This window comes from Actinomadura livida, from assembly GCF_014648675.1.
GTDB classification, from domain to species: domain Bacteria; phylum Actinomycetota; class Actinomycetes; order Streptosporangiales; family Streptosporangiaceae; genus Spirillospora; species Spirillospora livida.
The window spans coordinates 38,469-56,526 of the sequence record NZ_BMRO01000011.1 but is presented as its reverse complement, the minus strand read 5'-3'; the positions used below and the strand labels follow the sequence as shown (position 1 = coordinate 56,526).

Annotated in this window: 13 protein-coding genes; 4 read left to right on the top strand and 9 right to left on the bottom strand. The window is 73.3% G+C overall.

The annotated features are described in order from the left end of the window. Window positions 1-334 precede the first annotated feature (334 nt). The 3 genes from IEZ03_RS25165 to IEZ03_RS25155 all read left to right on the top strand — a co-directional run bounded on the left by IEZ03_RS25165 (window position 335) and on the right by IEZ03_RS25155 (window position 5,106). A complete protein-coding gene (locus IEZ03_RS25165; protein ID WP_184887718.1) occupies window positions 335-3,232 on the top strand; it encodes a M36 family metallopeptidase in 2,898 nt (965 codons plus the stop codon). Window positions 3,233-3,372: 140 nt separating this feature from the next. Beyond that, the gene (locus tag IEZ03_RS25160; RefSeq protein WP_184887720.1) at window positions 3,373-3,792 is read left to right on the top strand and encodes a YciI family protein; all 420 of its coding nucleotides are present in this window, start codon (window positions 3,373-3,375) and stop codon (window positions 3,790-3,792) included. A 15-nt stretch (window positions 3,793-3,807) separates the two neighbouring features. Then, a complete protein-coding gene (locus IEZ03_RS25155) occupies window positions 3,808-5,106 on the top strand; it encodes an RNA polymerase sigma factor (RefSeq protein ID WP_184887722.1) in 1,299 nt (432 codons plus the stop codon). Between the two features lie 30 nt (window positions 5,107-5,136). Here IEZ03_RS25155 and IEZ03_RS25150 read toward each other — a convergent pair whose 3' ends face one another. The 5 genes from IEZ03_RS25150 to IEZ03_RS25130 form a co-directional block, all read right to left on the bottom strand. After that, the gene (locus IEZ03_RS25150) at window positions 5,137-6,840 is read right to left on the bottom strand and encodes a TerD family protein (RefSeq protein WP_184887724.1); all 1,704 of its coding nucleotides are present in this window, start codon (window positions 6,838-6,840) and stop codon (window positions 5,137-5,139) included. Window positions 6,841-6,846: 6 nt separating this feature from the next. After that, window positions 6,847-7,416, bottom strand: a complete 570-nt coding sequence (locus IEZ03_RS25145; RefSeq protein WP_184887726.1) for a TerD family protein — start codon at window positions 7,414-7,416, stop codon at window positions 6,847-6,849. Window positions 7,417-7,519: 103 nt separating this feature from the next. Further along, entirely contained in the window at window positions 7,520-9,364 is a 1,845-nt protein-coding gene (locus IEZ03_RS25140) for a rhamnogalacturonan lyase (protein WP_184887728.1), read from the bottom strand. 49 nt (window positions 9,365-9,413) lie between these two features. Further along, window positions 9,414-10,877, bottom strand: a complete 1,464-nt coding sequence (locus tag IEZ03_RS25135) for a family 43 glycosylhydrolase (RefSeq protein ID WP_184887730.1) — start codon at window positions 10,875-10,877, stop codon at window positions 9,414-9,416. Window positions 10,878-11,084: 207 nt separating this feature from the next. Then, the gene (locus tag IEZ03_RS25130; RefSeq protein ID WP_184887732.1) at window positions 11,085-11,960 is read right to left on the bottom strand and encodes an SDR family oxidoreductase; all 876 of its coding nucleotides are present in this window, start codon (window positions 11,958-11,960) and stop codon (window positions 11,085-11,087) included. Window positions 11,961-12,078: 118 nt separating this feature from the next. On the opposite strand from IEZ03_RS25130, the gene IEZ03_RS25125 reads away from it, so the two are divergent. Continuing rightward, on the top strand, window positions 12,079-12,942 hold the full coding sequence (locus tag IEZ03_RS25125; RefSeq protein ID WP_373293679.1) for an SAM-dependent methyltransferase: 864 nt from the start codon (window positions 12,079-12,081) through the stop codon (window positions 12,940-12,942). A gap of 3 nt (window positions 12,943-12,945) precedes the next feature. On the opposite strand, the gene pabB is transcribed toward IEZ03_RS25125, so the two are convergent. From pabB to IEZ03_RS25105, 4 genes are all read right to left on the bottom strand, one after another. Continuing rightward, window positions 12,946-15,138: an aminodeoxychorismate synthase component I gene (pabB, locus tag IEZ03_RS25120; protein WP_184887736.1), complete on the bottom strand. Its 2,193-nt coding sequence runs from the start codon at window positions 15,136-15,138 to the stop codon at window positions 12,946-12,948. Window positions 15,139-15,276: 138 nt separating this feature from the next. Next, window positions 15,277-16,320 carry a uroporphyrinogen decarboxylase family protein gene (locus IEZ03_RS25115; RefSeq protein ID WP_184887738.1) on the bottom strand — a complete coding sequence of 348 codons (1,044 nt, stop codon included), beginning with the start codon at window positions 16,318-16,320 and terminating at the stop codon, window positions 15,277-15,279. 95 nt (window positions 16,321-16,415) lie between these two features. Further along, window positions 16,416-17,051 carry a nitroreductase family protein gene (locus IEZ03_RS25110; RefSeq protein ID WP_132048134.1) on the bottom strand — a complete coding sequence of 212 codons (636 nt, stop codon included), beginning with the start codon at window positions 17,049-17,051 and terminating at the stop codon, window positions 16,416-16,418. 45 nt (window positions 17,052-17,096) lie between these two features. Further along, window positions 17,097-17,894 carry an SAM-dependent methyltransferase gene (locus IEZ03_RS25105; RefSeq protein WP_229808562.1) on the bottom strand — a complete coding sequence of 266 codons (798 nt, stop codon included), beginning with the start codon at window positions 17,892-17,894 and terminating at the stop codon, window positions 17,097-17,099. Window positions 17,895-18,058 lie beyond the last annotated feature (164 nt).

Genomic DNA, 18,058 nt, shown 5'->3' with positions numbered 1-18,058 from the left:
CTCACCGAACCGTAAGGGTTATGTGCACCGTGTAGCCACGTGATCACGATCCGGTCGCCATTGACCTCCACCGGCCGACCCGCACCCGCGGGACCTGGCCGGTTCCTTCCACCGGGCCTCCGGGGGCCATGCGCGAATCGCGCGCTTTCGTCCCGCTGTACTCGGCAACCATGCGAAACAGCCGCTGTCAAGGGCGAACACCGACTTTCGGCTATATGGGGTTGATGTGCCAATTCGCCATAGTTGGGGGTACGGGGCACTGCTTGTCTCTTCAACGACCGGATGATCGACCGGCCGACCCTCCACGGGCCATCCGCCCGTCCCCCAGGAGGCAATGGTGCCCAGGACCCGCTGGACCGCCGCGACAGCCGTGGCGGTCACTGGAACTCTCCTGACCATCGGGCTCGCGACCCCCGCCCAGGCCGAACGCTCGGCTCCCCGGCCGGAACCGCCCGGCGAGCACGTGGAGCTGCCCGACAAGGACGCGCGCGGCGGCGCGCTCGCCCCCACCGCCCGGCAGAAGAGCGCCGCCCGCGACGTGACGGTCCGGTGGAACAGGTTCGGCACCCCCGCCTCGGTGACCGGCACGGGCGCCCTGGCCGACGGCCTCCCGGGCGGGCCGGAGAAGGTTGCGCGCGCCTACCTGGCCGGCAACCGGGACCTCTTCGGCCTGGACGCGCCGGCCGTCACCGCGCTGGAGAAGGTCACGGTCAACCCGATCGGCGACGGCGCCGCCGTGCTGCTGCGCCAGCGCTTCGGCGAGCTGCCCGCCGGCCACGACGGGCTGGTGGCCGTCGGCGTGCGCGGCGACGAGGTCGTCTCGGTCACCTCGTCCCTGTCCCGCGACGGCGGCGCCCCGCCGGCCGCCACGCTCTCCGAGGAGGACGCGGTGGCGGCGGCGGCCCGCGACGCGGGCATCACGGTGTCGGACGGCGCCACCCGCCGGGTCCGGCTCGTCGCGGTGCCCACCGCCGACGGCGTCCGCAGCGCCTACCAGGTCACGCTCATGGACACGTCGGACGCGGAGCCGAAGGCCGTCACGTCCCACGTCGACGCCCGGTCCGGCGCGGTGCTGGTGCGGGAGAACCTCGTCGACCACGACAGCGACGACCCGCGCTGGTCGGTGTTCCCGGCCACGCCGCCCGGCGACTACTCGTCGCGCGACACCCGGCGGACGTGGTGCTACACGCCCGCCCGCGGGTGCAGCTTCGTCGTCGGCGGCGACCCCTCGAACGGGAACGCCTGGGACGTCGACCCGGCGACCGGAGAGTCGACCCACACCAGCCTGGGGAACGCGGCCCGCTCGTACGACAACCGCGCGAGCGACGACCCCTTCACCGTCGGGACCCGCACCAACGCCCCCCGACCGGACCGCGCGTACACCTACCGCTGGGGCAACCAGTGGTACAGGAGCAAGTGCGACCCGGCGACGCTGGACAGCCCGCAGGAGGCCGACCTCGAAGCGGCCATCTCCAACCTCTTCGTCCAGCACAACCGCATGCACGACTGGTCCTACCGCCTCGGCTTCACCGAGTCGGCGTGGAACATGCAGGTCGACAACGGCGACCGCGGCGGCCTCGGCGGCGACCCCGAGCAGGGCAACGCGCAGGCCGGGGCGCGGTTCCCCAGCATCCGCGACAACGCGAACCAGATCACGTTCCCCGACGGCATCGCCCCGATCACCAACATGTACCTGTGGCAGCCGATCGCGGGCGCGTTCTACCCGCCGTGCGTGGACGGCGATTTCGACATGACCGTCATCGGGCACGAGTACTCGCACGCCATCTCCGGCCGCATGGTCGCCGGCCCGGACGCCGGGTGGAGCGGCCCGCAGGCCGGGGCGATGAACGAGAGCACCTCCGACCTGCTCGCCATGGAGTACCTCAGCGAGTACGGGTTCCGCCCGCCCGGCCGGACGCCGTACGTCATCGGCGCCTACGTCACCGGGGAGCCGCGCGCCGGGATCCGCAACTACGACATGAGCCGCAGCCCGCTCAACTACAGCGACATCGGCTACGACCTCGTCGGGACGCAGGTCCACGCGGACGGCGAGATCTGGACCGCCACCCAGTTCGACCTCCGCGAGGCGTTCGTCCGGCGGTACGGCGACGGCAGCGCCGCGCTGCAGCGCAAGTGCGCCGACGGCAAGGTCGACGCCGCCAAGTGCCCGGGCAACCGGCGGTGGGCGCAGCTGTCCTTCGACGCGCTGCTGCTGATGGCCAGCGGAGCGGTCAGCTACGTCGACCACCGCGACGCGCTGCTCGCCGCCGACACCATCCGGTTCGGCGGGAAGAACCACGAGCTGATGTGGAAGGTCTTCGCCCGGCACGGCCTGGGAGAGGCGGCGTCCAGCGCGGGCCCGGCCGACGCGGACCCGGTGCCGAGCTTCGCGTCCCCGATGTCGCGCAACGCCAGCGTCACGCTCAAGCCGCGCGGTGACGCCGAGGACGGGGCGGTCCGGCTCTACGTGGGCGACTACGAGGCCCGCGCCGTCCCGGTGGCCGACACCGACCCGGCGACGCCGCTCGGCGCCACGTTCGCGATCGCGCCCGGCCGCTACTCCTTCGTCGCGGTGGGCGCCGGCTTCGGGCACAAGAAGTTCACCGCGACGATCGGCGCCGGGCAGAAGTCCCTGCCGGTGACGATGCACCGCAACCTCGCCGCGAGCGCCAACGGCGCGACCGCCGCCGGCGACGGGCAGTCCCAGGGCGCGCTGCTGGACGAGACCGAGGCGACCAACTGGCAGTCGGTCGAGGCCCCGGTCGCCGACCGGCAGGTGACCGTCGACCTGGCGGGCGACCGCCCGGTCAAGGTCGACCGGATCCAGGTCAGCGCGATGCTGCGGCCGACCGTGGCGAGCGACCCGGAGGGCGCGAACACCGCCCAGAACCGGTTCACGGCGCTGCGGGCTTTCCGGCTCCTGGCTTGCGACTCCACCCGGGCGGACTGCGCGGAGGACGGGTCGTACCGCACCGTCTACACCAGCCCGTCCGACGCGTTCCCCGCCGACCGGCCGCGGCCCACGGCACCCGACGTCAACCTCCGGTCGTTCGACCTGAGGGACGTCAAGGCGACGCACCTGCGGCTGCAGGTCGTCTCCAGCCAGTGCACCGGCGCCCCGGCGTACGCGGGTGAGCAGGACAACGACCCGCGTTCCGCCACCGACTGCGGCACCGCCGCCCGGTGGGCCGGTCTCGTCCGCGCCGCCGAGCTCCAGGCGTTCGCCCGGTAGCCCGCGGCGTCTTCCCTGGTCAGACGACACGGCCGCGGTTCTTGAAAAAGTTCCGCGGCCGTGTCGATCGGCGTCGCCCCCCGTTCGACCTAGGGGTGAAAGGCTCCGGAGGGGGCCCGGACGACCAAGGAGAACGAACGATGAAGTACATGCTGATCATGCGCGCCAGCGACGAGGCATTCGCGGGGATGGGCGAGATCGACTTCGACCAGATGATCGAGACCATCGGCCGCTACAACCAGGAGATGATCCAGGCCGGGGTGCTGCTGGCCGCGGAGGGCCTCGACGACGCCGAGGAGGGCGTGGTCGTCGACTACTCGTCCGAGCCGCCCGTCGTCACCGACGGCCCGTACGGCGAGACGAAGGAGCTGTTCGGCGGCTTCTACATCCTCAACGTCGCCTCCAAGGAGGAGGCCGTCGAGTGGGCCAAGCGGTCGCCGATGACCGGGCCGGGCTTCAAGACCGAGATCCGCCGCGTCACCACGATCGACGAGCTGCCGCAGGACAACGAGTGGATCAAGAAGGAGCGGGCGTGGCGCGAGGCCACCGGCCAGCTCTGAGCGGGACGGCGCGACATGGGCGACCACACCGGCGAGCACACGGGCCGTGAGGCCGTCGCCGCCGTCTGGCGGATCGAGTCCGCGCGGATCGTCGGCGCGCTCGCGCGCTACACCGGCGACTTCGCGCTGGCCGAGGACCTCGCGCAGGAGGCGCTCGCCGAGGCACTGGTGACCTGGCCGCGCGACGGCGTACCCCGCAACCGGACGGGCTGGCTGCTCACCGTCGGCCGGCGCCGCGCGATCGACGCGTTCCGGCGCCGCGCCGCCCTGGACGACCGGTACGCCGCCCTCGCCCGCGACCTGGGCGAGGGCGGCGCCGCCTCGGGGAGCTCCCCCGCCGATCCGGCCGGGGGGGCCGCGGACGTGCTGTGGGATTCGGACCGGATCGACGACGACCTGCTCGCGCTGATGTTCGTCTCCTGCCATCCCGTGCTGTCGCGGGAGGCGCGGGTGGCGCTCACCCTGCGCGTCGTCGGCGGCCTGACCAGCGACGAGATCGCCCGCGCGTGCCTCGTCCCGACCGCCACCGTGCAGGCCCGCATCACCCGGGCGAAGAAGACCCTCGCGGCCGCGCGGGTGCCGTTCGAGGTGCCGCCCGCCGAGGACCGGCGCGAGCGGCTCGGCTCGGTGCTCAGCGCGGTCTACCTCATCTTCACCGAGGGGTCCACGGCCAGCTCGGGCGGCGACCTGATCCGGTTCGACCTCGCGGGCGAGGCGCAGCGGCTCGCCCGCGTCCTGTCCCGGCTGGTGCCGGACGAGCCCGAGGTCCACGGGCTGCTGGCGCTGCTGGAGCTGACCGCGGCGCGGTTCCCCGCCCGCACCGGCCCGGACGGCGAGCCGGTGCTGCTGGAGGACCAGGACCGCCGCCGCTGGGACCGCGCCGCGATCCGCCGCGGGCGGGCCGCCCTCGCCCGCGCGGAGCAGGCCGGCCGCGGCCTCGGCGCCTACGGGCTGCAGGCCGCGATCGCCGAGTGCCACGCCGTCGCCCCGTCGGTCGAGGAGACGGACTGGGAGCGCATCGTCCTCGTCTACGAGGCGCTCGGCCGGCTCGCCCCCTCCCCGGTGGTCGACCTCAACCGCGCGGTCGCGGTCGCCATGGCGGACGGCCCGGCCGCGGCCCTGCGGATCGTGGACGGGCTGGCGGAGTCCGGCGCGCTGCGGGACTCGCACCTCCTGCCCAGCGTCCGCGGCGAACTGCTCGCCCGCCTCGGCCGCACCGCCGAGGCCCGCGCCGAGCTGGAGCGCGCCGCGGGCCTCACCGCCAACGAGCGTGAACGCGCACTGCTGCAGCGCAAACTCGCCGCCCTCCCCTGACCACCGGACCGGGACCCGGTCGGCCGGGGGTCAGTCGTGGGCGGCGATGGAGCGGGCGTGGGCGGTGAGGACGTGGGTGAGGAGGGCCGGGGCGCGGGTGCCCGCGGCGGTGTCCGGGAGGACCTCCGGGGTCAGGTTCCAGCCCGCGCCGACCCACGAGTCGCCGATCATGCCCTCGCTGGAAGGGAGGTCGTTGCAGGACTGCCGGACGCGGATGGCGCGCACCGTCTCCGCGGCGGGGGTGTCGGTCTCCACCAGCAGCACAGGGACGCCGGCGAGCGGGCCGTCCTCGACGAGGCGCAGCACGTGGTGCGCCTCCTCCCCCGCGACCGCGGCGCCCGCGTCGAGGATCACCACCAGCCGCACCGGCGGGCCCTCCGCCGCCGCGGCGGGCAGGTCGCCGCCGATGCGCCGCAGGTCCACCAGGTCGAGCAGCCGGCGGAGCCGCTCGGACGCCGCCGGGCCGGTGGCCACCCCGCCGCCCAGCAGGCGGGCGCTGGTGACCGGGTCGAAGCCGTGCAGCCAGCCCGCGCCCGACAGGCCCGCCGCGTCGATCACCTCCAGGCCCGCCAGCCCGGGCGGGACGGCGGCCAGGAACCGGGTCACCAGCGACCAGGCGTAGGCGGCCGAGTCGCCGGGCATCGTGCCGCGCGAGACCCACACGCCGCGCCGCCACGGCATCCGCAGGACGAGCGGTATCCGCAGACCGGGCAGCTCCTCGGTGCTCAGCCGCCCCACCAGCATCCCCTCGGCCAGGTCGGTGCCCGGCCGCCAGGTCAGCCAGGACGGCGCGTCGAACGGCGCGACCTCCGCGGTGACGTGCGGCTCCACCCGGGCCAGCTCGTCGCGCAGCTGCTCGGCGTCGGCGCGCAGCCGCTCGTCGGCCGCCCGCATCAGCTCGTCGAACCGGCCGCGCGGCGCCCGGCCGGCGATCTCCTCGTTGCGGAGCCGCAGCGCGTGCTCGGTGGCGGCGCGGAACGAGGCCAGCGAGCGGCTGGCGTCCTCCCAGATCAGCCAGCACCGTTCGAGGTAGCCGACCTCCGAGGAGGGCGGCGGTTGCGGGGCCGGCGTCTGCTGCGGCGCCTGCTGCGGGGGCGGCTGGGCCGGGGGCGGCTGCGTGCGCGGCGGCGGTACGGGCGGCGGCTGCGCGGCGGGTGGCTGCGCGGACGGCGGCTGGGCCGGTGGCGGTGCGCCGACGGCGGGGCCAGCCGGGGCGGTGCCCATGCCCGCCTCCTCGCCCGGGTCGTCCACCTCGACGCCGTGCGCCTCGACCAGCTCGGCTAGCCCGCCGGCGTAGCCCTGCCCGACGGCGCGCACCTTCCACTGCCCGGACCTGCGGTAGATCTCCAGCCCGATGATCGCCTTCTCGGGGCCCAGCCCCCGGACGGTGAACAGGGCCGCCGGTTCGTCGCCGTCCCCCGCCAGCCTGACCTGCGGCGGCGGCATCGCCCCGAACGACCCCGCCCCGGACAGGCTCACCGCGACCAGCACCGCATGGACGCCGGCGGGCACCGCGTCCAGGTCCAGCCGCACGCGCTGCCGCCCCCCGCCGTCGGCCCACCGCACGCCCGGCGCCTCCGGGGCGTTGAAGAACACCAGGTCGGCGTCGGAGCGGACGCGCAGGTCGGGGCCGACGAGCAGGGCGCTCACGTCCACGGGGACGGCGCAGGACACCGTGGCGGTCAGCCGCCGGTCGGGCAGGGCGACGTTGGCGCCCGGGGAGAGTTCGGTCATCGGCGGTCAGGCGAGACCGGCGATCGTCGGGAGCATGTCCTCGAACGTGCGCCCGTGGCACGGCTCGCCGATCGCGTTCATCTTCCAGCCGTCGCCGTGCCGGTAGACGCGGGCCATCACCATCGCGGTGTGGGCGCCGCCGCCGGTCAGCGTGTACCGGGCCATCTCGGCGCCGTCCTGCTCGTTCACGAGCCGGCAGAAGGCGTTCTCGACCTCGTCGAACGTCTGCCCGTTGAAGGAGCTGACCGTGAACACCAGCGACGTGACGTGCACCGGGAGCCTGCCCAGGTCGACGATCACCGACTCGTCGTCGCCGTCGCCCGCCCCGGTCAGGTTGTCGCCGGTGTGCCGGACCGAGCCGTCGTCGCTGACGAGCTTGCCGAAGTACACCACGTCGGCGATGCTCCCGTCGGCGAAGAGCACGCAGGACGCGTCGAGGTCGATCTCCCGCTCCCGCGAGCCGAAGAAGCCCTTCTTCTTCACCGCGTCCCAGCCCAGCCCCATCCGGACCATGCTCAGCACACCGCCGGGCTTCTCCAGCGAGATCCGCTGGCCCTTCACCATCGAGACGGTCACAGCCGTCGCCTCCTCGGAGTTCCTTCACCGGACCGAGGAAAGCCTGGCAGCCGATCCGCCCGGTTGTCACCTGTTCACGGTGATCAGGGGCGTCCCGGCCCCGTCACGGGACGTAGATCGAGGGCTGCGGCGGGGCGCTCATGCCCTCGCCGAGGAAGAAGCTCGTGTGCGGCGGCTGGTTGTAGGCGGTGTTCTGCCAGGCCAGGGCGGTCCGGTACTGGGTGTCGTGGAGGAGGGTGTGGAGCTTGCGGCCCGTGACGTCGCGGGTCGTGTAGACGCGGAGCCGCGTGTTGTCCGTGGTGGGCCACACGACCTCCTCGCGCCAGTCGCCGAGCAGGTCGCCGCTCAGCGACGGGACGGCCTTCGTGCCGTTGTTCGAGTGCACGCCCGAGGCGGTCAGCAGCCGCGTGTCGCCGGACGGCCCGTACTTGTCGATCTGCGTGCGGTCCAGCAGCTCGCGGACCGGGTCGGCGTCCCACCAGACGAGGAAGTTGGCCGAGGACGGCTTGCGGCCCGCGTTGTTCCCGGTGACGGAGCGCAGCTCCGAGACCGCGGACGACCAGAACTCGGACGCGACGCGCCCGGTCCAGATGTCCCCGGCGACGCCGCGGCCGTTGTCGCAGCAGGCGGACGTCGACCACAGGATCCGCCCGTCGCGGGGGTCGATGTACAGCGAGGACGGCTGGCCGGTCGACTCGCTGACCTTGAAGTACTCCAGCCCCGGACGGGCGGGGTCGAAGTCGCCGAGGTGCTGGGCGTCGCCGTGGCCGGTGCGGGTCGTCCAGAGGCCGCGCCCTTCGTCGTCGACGGTCATGGCGCCGTAGACGATCTCGTCCCGGTCGTCCTGGTCGACGTCGCCGACCGACAGGCTGTGCGAGCCCTGCCCGTCGAAGCCCCGCCCGGCGTTGGTGGAGCTGTTGGTGTCGAACGTCCAGCGGCGGGTGAAGCGGCCGTCCCGCCAGTCCCAGGCGGCGATCACGCTGCGGGTGTAGTAGCCCCGCGCCATGATGAGGCTCGGGCGGACGCCGTCCAGGTAGGCGGTCCCGGCGAGGAAGCGGTCGACGCGGTTGCCGTACGAGTCGCCCCAGGAGGAGACGTTGCCGCGGGCGGGGACGTAGTCGACCGTCTGGAGTGCGGCGCCGGTCCGCCCGTCGAACATCGTGAGGTACTCCGGCCCGGCGAGGACGTACCCGGAGGAGCTGCGGTGGTCGGCGGAGGCGCTGCCGATGACCCGGCCGGTCCCGTCCACGGTCGCGTCGGCGGTCTTCATCGCGACCTCGGCGCGGCCGTCGCCGTCGTAGTCGTACACCTGGAACTGGGTGTAGTGCTGGCCTGCGCGGATGTTGCGGCCGAGGTCGATCCGCCACAGCCGGGCGCCGTCCAGCCGGTAGGCGTCGAGGTAGACGTTGCTGGTGAAGCCGCTCCGGGAGTTGTCCTTGGCGTCGGACGGGTCCCACTTGAGCACGAACTCCAGGCGGCCGTCGCCGTCGAGGTCGCCGACGCTCGCGTCGTTGGCGCTGTAGTTGGAGCCGGGCGGCTGGATCGGGACGTCCAGGTACCCGTCGCCGAACCGGAGGGACGCCTCGGAGGCGGGCCCCTCGGCACCGTTCACGATCGGCCGGACGGTGTACGACGCGCCCGCGGGCGCGCCCTCGTCCCAGTGGTTGGTGGAGCCGGAGACGGTGGCGACGCGTGTCGTCCCGCGGTAGAGGGCGAAGGCGGTGCCGGCCGGTTCGGTGCCGAGCAGCCGCCAGCCGACGTAGTTGCCGTTGCCCGACCGGGCGCTGATCAGGCCGCGGTCGAGCCGTTCGGCCTGGCGGGCTGCGGCCTGGAGGGCTGCGACCTGGAGGGCGGTGGCCTGGTCCGCGGCGGCGGGGACGGGGGCGAGCGCCGCGAGCAGTGCGGTGAGGACGGCGATGCGGAGGGGTCTGCGCAGTTCGGGAGCCATGCGCGGGGTCCAATCCGAGTGGCGGGGGGTCTTACGGGATGGCGGGGTTCTATTCGAGGTAGAAGGTCGCGTCGCCGCGGGCCGCGGCGGAGTCGGCGGTCTCCAGGTAGAGGAGGGAGGAGCGCTGCCGGACGTACCGTCCGGCGAAGTTGACCGCCTCCAGCGAGATCCCGGCCGCGTCGGCGAGCCCGGACCGCTGCCGGAAGGAGGAGTCGGCCCTGAACAGCGCGGACGCGTCGTCGCGGTCGACCCACAGTTCGTAGTTGCGGTGCCTCAGGTAGTGCCCGGGGTAGTTGGCGGATTCGAGCGACACCGTCCCGTCGCCGTTGAGTCCGGGGACGATCCTGAACTGCGAGTCGGCGAGCATGGCGACGTCCGCTTCGAGCCTGGCCCGGAAGTCGTAGTGGCGGACGTAGCGCCCAGGGCTGCTGTAGGACGACAGCCGGTACGGGGTCACGCCGTCGCTCACCGGGATGCCGAAGTTGGGAGTGCCGTCGGCGTTCCAGTAGAGCTTCTGGACGCGCGTGCGCCGGTTCGGGTCGTTCAGCGGATCGCCGCTGATGTCGCGGTAGTCGCGGTCGTGGTAGACGAGGATGTCGCTCCGGCCGTCCTCGGAGACGGTGAAGGAGTTGTGCCCCGGGCCGTACTGGCTCGTCGCGTCGTTGCTGGTGAAGACGGGGGTGGGGCTCTTGCTCCAGGACGCGGCGTTCAGCAGGTTCGCCGAGGCCGAGGCGGTGAGCAGGCCCATGCAGTAGTTCGCGTCGGTGGCGCTCGCGGAGTACGTCATGAACACGCGCCCGTTTCGGACGAGCACGGCGGCGCCCTCGTTGACCTTGAAGCCGATCGTCTCCCACGGCAGCGTCGGCGTGCTCAGCAGCGTGGGCGTCCCGGTGATGGTCCACGGGCTGCTCATGCGGGCGATGTAGAGGCTGGAGTTGACGTCGCCGCCCGGCGGGCTCTGCGCCCAGACCAGGTAGCGCGTCCCGTTGTGGGCGAAGGTGGTCGCGTCCAGGGAGAAGGTGTCCCATGGGGTGACCAGGCGGCCCAGCTCCGTCCAGGTGGAGGTGAACGGGTCGGCGCCGGAGCTCTGCAGGACGTACATCCGGATGCGCCAGATGTCGTCGGACCGCCCGGCGGCGAAGTACACGTACCAGCGGCCGTCGATGAAGTGGATCTCGGGCGCCCAGATGTGCGCCGCCATCTCACCGGACGCGTGCCTGCGCCAGATCACCCGTTCGCTCGCGCCGGCCAGGCCCTGGATGGTCGTGGCGCGGCGCAGGATGATCCGGTCGTACTCCGGCACCGTCGCCGTGAAGTAGTAGTCGCCGTCGGAGTGCCGGACGATATGCGGGTCGGCGCGCTGCCGCACCAGCGGGTTCGTGTAGCGGACGCCGGGTGAGGCGGGGGCCGCCGCGGCCGTGCCCGGCCAGGCCGCGACGCCGGCGGCGGCGACCGGCACGGCGGCCAGCGCCCGCAGGACGGTACGGCGATCGAACGCTCTCGGGTCTTCCACGGATTTCTCCTCACCCTCGGCCTGGAAGCGCTTTCAATGGCAGGCCGGAAATGCCCGCGGGGTGCTCGCCGGGGCGGGCGCTCGTTGGCCGTATCGCTGAATGTTTGCGCTAACAAAGCGCGGTGTCAATACCCCGCTCACACCGTTTCGGCGGGGCGGCGCCGGAGCTGCGGCTTCGTGGAGGAAACCGCGCGCCGGAACCGCGCGTCAGGAGCCCGCGAGAAGGCCGCGGTGCCGTTCCATGAGGTCGGTGATGGGACGGGCCGGACGGCCGGTGAGCCGCTGGACCGCGTCGCTGAGCGGCTCCCCGTAGCCGGCGCGCAGCGACACCCCGAAGGAGACGATCATGCCCCGCACGTCGTCGGGCACGCCCGCGGCGCGCAGCTGGGCGTCGAGCTCGTCGTCGGCCACGCTGAGGTAGCCGACGGGGCGGCCGGAGATCCCGGCGGCGAGCGTGGTGAGGTCGTCGAAGCCGAGCAGCTCGGGCCCGGTGACGTCGTACGTCCTGCCCTCGTGGCCGGAGGACGCCAGGACCGCGGCGGCGGCGGCCGCGCAGTCGTCGCGGTGCACGAAGGCGCCCTTGGCGTGGGCGGTGTTGTCCACCAGCATGCCGCGGGCGATCGCCGGCGGGAGGATCTGCGTGACGGGCGTCTCCGCGAACAGCCCCATGCGCAGGTACGTCACCTCCAGGCCGGAGGCGTCCAGCAGCTCGTGGGTGCGCAGGTGGTCGGGCACGACCGTGGACGGGCATCCCGGCTCGGCCATGATGTAGGACGTGTAGACGATGTGCCGCACCCCGGCCGCGGCGGACGCGTCGATCGCGTTGCGGTGCTGGGTCACGCGGTGGCCGAGTTCGTGCAGGCTGACCAGGAGCAGCCGGTCGACCTTCTCGAAGGCGGCGGGCAGCGACTCCGGCCGGTCGTAGTCGCCGTACCGCACGGTGGCCCCGGCGTCGGCGAACTCGGCGAGTGCGTCCACATTCCTGGTGACCAGGACGACGTCATCAGGGGAGACCTTTTCCAGCAGGTATTTCGCGGTGGCGCGAGCGAGCTGACCGGACGCGCTGGCTATGGCGATCCTCATCACGTTCCCCGATCGTTCGATTACGGGAGGCGACGGCACCCGGTTCTCCCTTCCGGCAATGCCCGCCGCGTTAAGCTACTCCCCTCTGCCGCCGTCAGGAGCGTGGAGTTACCGGAACGTGTCATCCCCGCGAGAAGACAGCACCGCGCCGGCCGAGAGCCTGGCGTGCGAGGCCCGGCGCCCCCTCGTTGACGCGACCCATCCGTCATCGGCCCGGGTGTACGACTATCTGCTGGGCGGAAAGGACAATTTCGCCACCGACCGCAGTGCCGCGAACAAAATCGAGGAGGCTTTCCCGGCCATCCGGACAGGCGCCCAGGAGAACCGCAGGTTCCTGCTCCGCGGCGTCCGGTACCTCGCCGCCGAGGCCGGGATCCGGCAGTTCCTCGACATCGGCACAGGTATCCCGACCTCGCCGAACGTGCACGAGGCCGCCCAGGGCATCACGCCCGAGGCGCGCATCGCCTATGTCGACAACGACCCGATCGTGCTGGCGCACGCCCGCGCCCTGATGGTCTCCGATCCCCGGGGGAACGTCGGTTACCTGGACGCCGACATCCGCGCTCCGGAGGCCATCGTCGGCAGCGATCTCGTGCGCAAGGTGCTGGATTTCGACGAGCCGATCGCGCTGATACTCAGCGCCATTCTGCATTTCATTCCCGACGAGGAGCGGCCCGCGGAGATCGTCCGGACGTTCGTCGAGGCGCTCCCGCCGGGCAGCTACGTCCTCGCCAGCCACGTGACCCCGGAGCACGAGCCGCGGCTGCGGCCGGCGTCCGCGGGGTACCGCGACGACGGGGTGCGCACCCGGCCGCGGACCGCCGCGGAGTTCGAGCGGCTCGTGTTCGCCGGCCGCGGGCTCGAACTCGTCCCGCCCGGCGTGGTCCTCGTGTCACGGTGGCGCCGCGATCCGGACGAGCCGCCGGCCCCCTCCCCGGCCGAGGTCTCGGCCTACGGCGGCCTGGCGAAGCTCGCCGGCTGAGGCTCAGTCGCGGGGTGCGGTGAGCAGCGCCGCGAGGGCGGCCGCGGCACGCGCCGAGCTGTCCGCCTGGACGAGCCGCCACTTCTCCGCCGGCTGATCCGCGGGGAACGGCGCGCCGAGGAGGCGGAGCAGCGGCGCGGCCTTCACCGCGGTCTCCTCGAACTCGGCGTCCGGGTCCGACAGGGCGGTGATGGCGCCGCCGACGCCGAACTCGACGCGCCCGGCGGCGAGCACGGCCGTGCGGATCACGATGCTGAAGTCGGCCGCGCCCGACAGCGAGAAGTAGCCGAGGGCGCCGGAGTACACGCCCCGCGGGCCCTCCTCCAGCCGGTCGATGATCTGCATGGTGCGGATCTTCGGCGCCCCGGTCATCGAGCCGCCGGGGAACGCCGACCGCACGCACCGCACGGCCGAGACGTCCGGGCGGAGGGTGGCGCGGACCGTGCTCACCAGCTGGTGGACGGTGGTGTAGCTCTCCACGTCGAAGATCGGGTCGACCTCCACCGACCCGGTCTCGGCGACGCCGCCGAGGTCGTGCCGGACCAGGTCGACGATCATGAGGTTCTCGGCGCGGTCCTTGACGCTCGCCGCCAGCTCGGCGCGCAGCCGCCGGTCCTCGGCGGGGTCGGCCGAGCGCGGCCGGGTGCCCTTGATCGGCTTGGACTCGGCCCGCCCGTCCGCCGAGACGCGCAGGAAGCGCTCGGGCGAGGCGCTCAGCACCGCCAGGTCGCCGAACCGCAGCAGCGCGCCGAACGGCACCGGGTCGCGCCTGCGCAGCAGCCGGTAGAAGTCCCACGGATCCGCCCGCACCGGCGCGGTGAGCATGTTGGTCAGGCACACCTCGTAGGTCTCCCCGGCGACGATCTCCCGCCGGCAGGCGGCGATCTTGTCGAGGTAGCGGCGCCGTCCGTGCCGCAGCGCGAGCCCGCCGGACACCGGCGGGTCGACCGCGGGGGCGGGCGTGCCGGGTGACCGGGCGGGCAGCCCGGCCAGGCGGGATTCGACGGCGTCCAGCCAGGCCCGCGCCGCGCGCTCGTCGCCGGACGGGCAGAGGGCCAGCAGGTGGACGGTCCCGTCCCGGTGGTCGAACGCGACGGCCCGGTCGGCGAAGATCATGGCGGCGTCGGGATGCGGGGAGCGGTGCGCCCGCGCCCCGCCGCACTCGGCCTTGAGCTCGTAGCCGAGGTACCCGACCCAGCCGAGCCGGAAGCCGAACGGCAGGTCGGGGGTCTCGGCGGCGTGCGCGCGCAGGTCGGCGTCGATCCAGTCGAAGAAGGACGCCCGCTCCAGCCGCGCGGTCCCGCCCGCCGACTCGACCGTCAGGCCCCCGGTCTCCACGTCGAAGGTGGCGACCCGCGCCAGCGGGCCGGTCGCGTCCCCCATGAAGGAGAAGCGCCCGCCGTGCTCGCCGGTCCGACTGCTGTCCAGCCAGAACGCCCGGTCGGACCCGGCGAACAGGGCGCCGAACACGTCCTCGGCCACCGCGGGCGTGCTGACCTGGCGTGCGATGACGCGGTACTTCGCCGTCCGCGCCGGCTCGGCGGCCGGTTCGGGAGCCCGCGGGGCGGGGGACGGCGCGGCGGCGCGGACCGGTCGCCTGCGGCCGGTGCGCTCCCGGGTGAGGTCGAGGAAGTTGCCGATGATGGCGCGGCCGTGCTCGGTGCAGACCGACTCCGGGTGGAACTGGACGCCCCAGATCGGTCGCCGGGTGTGCCGGACCCCCATCAGGACGCCGTCGGGCGTCCACGCCACCGGCTCCAGCACCGGCGGGAGGTCCTCGACGGCGAGCGAGTGGTACCGGACGGCGGAGAACGGCGAGGGCAGGCCCCGGAAGAGATCGGTGCCGGTGTGCTCCACCGGTGACGTCCGCCCGTGCCGGACCTGCGGGGCCGGCCGGACGCGCCCCCCGAACAGGTGGCAGATCCCCTGGTGGCCGAGGCACACGCCGAGCAGCGGGATCCGGGCGTGCTCGATCACCCGCGCGCAGATCCCGAAGTCCGCGTCGTGCTCCGGTGAGCCGGGTCCCGGCGAGATGATCACGTTGTCGAACGGGCGCAGCAGGCGGCGCAGGCCGCGGCGCGACGTCCCCGCCGCCTCGTCGTTGCGGACGACGACCGGCTCGGCGCCGGCCTCCGCCACGTACTGGAGCAGGTTGTGGGTGAACGAGTCGTAGTTGTCGATGATCAGCGTCCGCACGGCATCCCCCACGGCCCGGCGCGGCGTCGGGCGCACCACGCGCCCCGCCGCCCGGCCCCGCCGCATGAGGTTACCGGCAGCGCCGCAGCGGATCGGCGGCAGCGCCGGGGCGGAGCTCGGGCAGCGCCGGACCAGCGGTCAGGACGATGCCGCGAGCTCCTTCCGGAGCAGCTCGGCGGCGCCCGCCATCGCGCGCATCTTCCCCTCCGCGGACTCGCGCGGCAGGTACTTCATGCCGCAGTCGGGGGCGATGACGATCCGCTCGGGCGGCACGAAGCCGAAGGCGCGGCGGACGCGCCCGGCTACGGTCTCCGGCGACTCCACCGCGTGGTCGGACAGGTCGATCACCCCGAGGATGACCGTCTTGTCCGCGAGGTCGGCGAGGACGCCGAGGTCGAGCCCGGACTGCGCCGTCTCGATCGAGACCTGCCGAGCCGAGCACCCGGCCAGCTCCGGCAGGAACGAGTAGCCCGCCGGTCGCTCGTGGATGATCGCGGCGTACCCGAAGCAGATGTGCACCGCCGTGGTGCCGGTGACGCCGGCGAGCGCCGCGTTCAGCGCGCGCAGCCCGTACGCGCGGGCGGCGTCCGGGCGGGCCTGCATGTAGGGCTCGTCGATCTGCACCACGTCCGCGCCCGCGGCGAACAGGTCGGTGATCTCGGCGTTGACCGCCTCGGCGTAGGCCATCGCCGCCGCCTCGGCGTCGGGGTAGTGCTCGTTCTGCGCCTGCTGGGACATGGTGAACGGCCCCGGCACCGTCATCTTGATCGTCCGGTCGGTGTGCGCGCGCAGGAACCGCACGTCCGCGACCTCGACCGGGCGCGGCCGGCGGATCGGCCCGGTGATCCGCGGCACGGGGTTCGGGTGGCCGCTGCGGTCGAGCGCCGTCCCAGGGTTGTCGACGTCGACCCCCTCCAGCGCCGTCGCGAAGTGGTTGGAGTAGCTCTCCCTGCGGATCTCGCCGTCGGTCACGATGTCGAGCCCCGCCTCCTCCTGCGCCCGGATCGCGAGGAGCGTCGCGTCGTCCTGGGCCTGCGCGAGCAGCTCGGGCGCGACGCGCCACAGCTCCCTGGCGCGGACGCGCGGCGGGAACCGCCCGGCGAGCCTCGACCGGTCGATCAGCCACTCGGGCTGGGCGTAGCTCCCGACCAGCGACGTCGGCAGCGGCGGCAGCGGTGCCATGGGCACTCCTCGGTGTCAGGGACGACCGTGACCAGTCTCAGGACCGGGGCGGCCCGTTGTCCATGGCCCGGGACGGACGTCCAAGACCCGCGGGGTCACGACATCGGGGTGCCGTAAGTCTCGTCGAAGACGATCTCCTCCACCGGGGTGCGGCTGAGCTTGGCGGGGAAGCCGTGCTCGGGGTAGCCGACCGCGATGTGGGCGGCGGTGATGACGCCGTCCGGGACGCCCAGCAGCTCCTTGACCTTGGGCTCGGCGTGGACGAGCAGGGTCGTCAGGGCGCTCGCGACGCCCTGGGCGCGCAGCGCGAGGCAGAAGTTCTGCGCGGTCGGGTAGATGGACCCGCCGCCCACCACGCTGAACCGGTCGAGCTCCAGGTCGGTGGGGTGGAGGCCGTCGATCTCGGCGCACAGGACGACGATGGCCGGGACCTCGTGCAGGTGCTCGGCGAAGTGGTCGGCGTCGGTGACGGCCTTCGGCAGGGCGCCGACGCCGATCTCCCCGGTGTCGATGCCGTCCAGGTACGCCTTCCAGGGCCCGAGGTACCACTCGGCGAGCTGCCGCTTGCGGTCCTTGTCCCGGACGACGACCCAGCGGACGGGCTGCCGGTTGCCGCCCTGCGGCGCGAACCGGGCGGCGTCGAACGCCGTCATCAGGACCTCGTCCGGTACGGGGTCGCCGCGGAAGTAGCGGCACGTGCCCGTTGTCTTCATGGCCTCGATGACGTCCATGTCACCTCTCCGGGGGTAAAGGGCGGGTCGGAAGGCCGGCCGGGGTCAGGGCTTGCGGCCGACGGCGCCGTACATCCAGATGAGATCGAGGTTCGGGGTGACCGGGCCGTCGGGCCGCCAGAGCGGGGTCTGGACGATGCCCGGCTCCAGCAGCTCGAAGCCGTCGAAGACGCGCTCGATCTCGGCCTTGCGGCGCGCCACGGCCGGGGCCTTGGCGCGGGTGTAGGTGCTGGCGACCTCGTTCACCTGGCTGGTGCGGAAGTCCTGCGTGGGGTGCGACAGGACGAGGTAGCCGCCGCTGGGCATCGCGTCCCGCAGCGGGGCGACGATGTCCTGCGGCTCGCGGTCGGGGACGAACTGCAGCACCGACACCAGCATCACCGCCAGCGGCTGCTCGAAGTCGATCAGCGAGCGCACCTGCGGGTCGGCGATGATCCGCTCGGGCTCGCGGACGTCGGCCTGGACGACGGCCGTCCGCCCCAGCCCGCTCAGCAGGGCCCGCGCGTGCACGAGGACGATCGGGTCGTTGTCGACGTAGACGACGCGCGTGTCGGGCGCGATCTCCTGGGCGACCTGGTGGACGTTGCGCTGGGTCGGCAGCCCGGCGCCGAGGTCCAGGAACTGCCGGACGCCGGAGTCCACCAGGTGGCGGACGGCGCGGTGCAGGAAGGCCCGGTTCTCCCGGGCGATGGCGCGGATCTCGGGGGCGGCGTCGAGCGCGGCGTCGGCGGCCGCGCGATCGGCCTCGTAGTTGTCCTTGCCGCCCAGGTAGTAGTCGTACATCCGGGCGGGATGGGCGACGTCCACGTTCAGGTCGACGGGGGCTTGGTCCTCTTTGGTCAAAGTCGGGCCTCTCTAGCGCGCTCGCCGGCCCACCACCGCGAGGGTCGCAGCCGTTCCGCACGACTCTATTGCGTTCCAAAGGATCTCCGTAGGGGAAAGCGCGGAGTTGGCCGCGCCCGGCCCTAGAAAGATCCTCTCCGTCTGCTCGAAATATTTCGAAGCCA

Coding starts and splice junctions, on each gene's coding strand:
- IEZ03_RS25165 (WP_184887718.1), top strand. CDS start 335: ATGGTGCCCAGGACCCGCTGGACCGCCGCGACAGCCGTGGCGGTCACT.
- IEZ03_RS25160 (WP_184887720.1), top strand. CDS start 3,373: ATGAAGTACATGCTGATCATGCGCGCCAGCGACGAGGCATTCGCGGGG.
- IEZ03_RS25155 (WP_184887722.1), top strand. CDS start 3,808: ATGGGCGACCACACCGGCGAGCACACGGGCCGTGAGGCCGTCGCCGCC.
- IEZ03_RS25150 (WP_184887724.1), bottom strand. CDS start 6,840: ATGACCGAACTCTCCCCGGGCGCCAACGTCGCCCTGCCCGACCGGCGG.
- IEZ03_RS25140 (WP_184887728.1), bottom strand. CDS start 9,364: ATGGCTCCCGAACTGCGCAGACCCCTCCGCATCGCCGTCCTCACCGCA.
- IEZ03_RS25130 (WP_184887732.1), bottom strand. CDS start 11,960: ATGAGGATCGCCATAGCCAGCGCGTCCGGTCAGCTCGCTCGCGCCACC.
- IEZ03_RS25115 (WP_184887738.1), bottom strand. CDS start 16,320: ATGGCACCGCTGCCGCCGCTGCCGACGTCGCTGGTCGGGAGCTACGCC.
- IEZ03_RS25110 (WP_132048134.1), bottom strand. CDS start 17,051: ATGGACGTCATCGAGGCCATGAAGACAACGGGCACGTGCCGCTACTTC.